The sequence below is a fragment of the Streptomyces glaucescens genome (assembly GCF_002154375.1).
Taxonomy (GTDB): domain Bacteria; phylum Actinomycetota; class Actinomycetes; order Streptomycetales; family Streptomycetaceae; genus Streptomyces; species Streptomyces glaucescens.
Map to the genome: position 1 here is coordinate 1 of NZ_MUND01000914.1, position 1,535 is coordinate 1,535.

At 75.2% G+C, this 1,535-nt stretch carries 1 protein-coding gene; it reads left to right on the plus strand.

Annotated elements, in window-relative coordinates:
- The first annotated feature begins 91 nt into the window (after nucleotides 1-91).
- The gene (locus CCN42_RS39220) at nucleotides 92-1,444 is read left to right on the plus strand and encodes a serine hydrolase domain-containing protein (protein ID WP_086741946.1); all 1,353 of its coding nucleotides are present in this window, start codon (nucleotides 92-94) and stop codon (nucleotides 1,442-1,444) included.
- Nucleotides 1,445-1,535: the final 91 nt, after the last annotated feature.

Below are 1,535 nucleotides of genomic sequence, written 5' to 3' on the forward strand. Positions count from 1 at the left end.
CCGTGACGCGCGTCGACGCGCACGCCCGCACCGCTCACCCGCGGGCCGGCCGCGTCTCCCCGCACCCGCTCTCACCAGGAGTCACCTCCCCATGCCGTACCCGACCGCCGCTCCGGCCGCAGACAGGCCGTCGATCCCCTCGCACCAGGAGTTGCGCAGCCGCCTCGACTCCCTCGCGCGCGTCCACCGCGTGCCCGGCGCCCAGCTGGCCGTGCACACCGGCACGCATACCCTCAGCGTGCACACCGGCACGGCCGACGCCCTGACGAACACCCCGTTCACCGCGGAGACGGCCGTCCCCCTGGGCTCCGTCACCAAGGCCGCCACGGCCGCGGCCGTCCTGCTCCTCGCCGACGACGGAGACCTGGACCTGGACGAACCCGTCGTCGAACTGCTGCCCGACTTGGGGGAGATACCCGAGGTGACGGTACGTCACCTGCTCAGTCACACCGCCGGCCTGCCCACCGGACCTGACTCCGACAGCGCCGCCGGCACCACCGTCTCCCGATACCTCTCGGCGGTCTGCACCGCGCGCAACACCCTGTTCCCGCCGGGCACCGGCTTCTCGTACTCCAACGCCGGCTACGTCGCAGCCGGCCGCATCCTGTCCGAAGTGACGGGCATGACCTGGCAGGAAGCAGTGGCAGCGCTCGTCCTGGAGCCCCTGGGCATCGTCCCCGCCTTCCTCGGTGACGCCGCCCCCGCGCGGCCGGTCGCCAGCGGCCACGCCTTCAACACGGCCACGGGCCTGGTACGCCCGGCCCACCAGAACCTCGCCCCGGTGGAGGCCCCGGCCGGAGCCCTGCTGGCGAGCGCCGAGGACCTGGTCGCCCTGGGCAGGGCCGTGACCGGCAGGTCCGCCGTGCTCCCGGCCGCCGTCGCCGACCGGATGCGCCGGCCCGAACCGGCCGCCGACCCCGGTGCCCTGGCGGACTCCTGGGGTCTGGGCCTCGCCCTCTTCCGGCAGGACGGCCGGGTGTGGTGCGGCCACGACGGGAACGCCCAGGGCACCTCCTGCCACCTGCGGGCGGACCCGGACAGCGGCGTCGTCGTCGCCTTCACCGGGAACGCGGGCGCCGCCACCGCCCTGTGGCGTGACATCGCGGCGGAACTCGCCCGGCTCACCGGCATTCGCGTGCCCACCGCCCCGGCCGCCGACACCCGTCGCGGAACCGCCGTGGCGCTCCCGGAATGCGCCGGAACCTATCGCAACGGGGGCACCGAATACGCGGTCAAGCTCGACGGGGACGGCAAGCCGACCCTGTCCGTCGACGGTGACTACCCCATCCCGCTGGTGTGCTATCCGGACCTGTCCTGCGACCTGGTGGACCCGGCCACGGGCCGGGTCGAACCGGGCGGCCGCTTCCACCGCGACCCCGCCACCGGGGCCATCGACCGCCTGCAGATCTCCGGACGCACCGCGCGCCGCACCGGCACCGTCTGACGGCTCGCCGGACCGGCACCGTCCGACCGCGCGCCGCACCGGCACGGCCCGACCGCACCCCGCACCCGCCCCGTACGCAAGGACCCCGCAC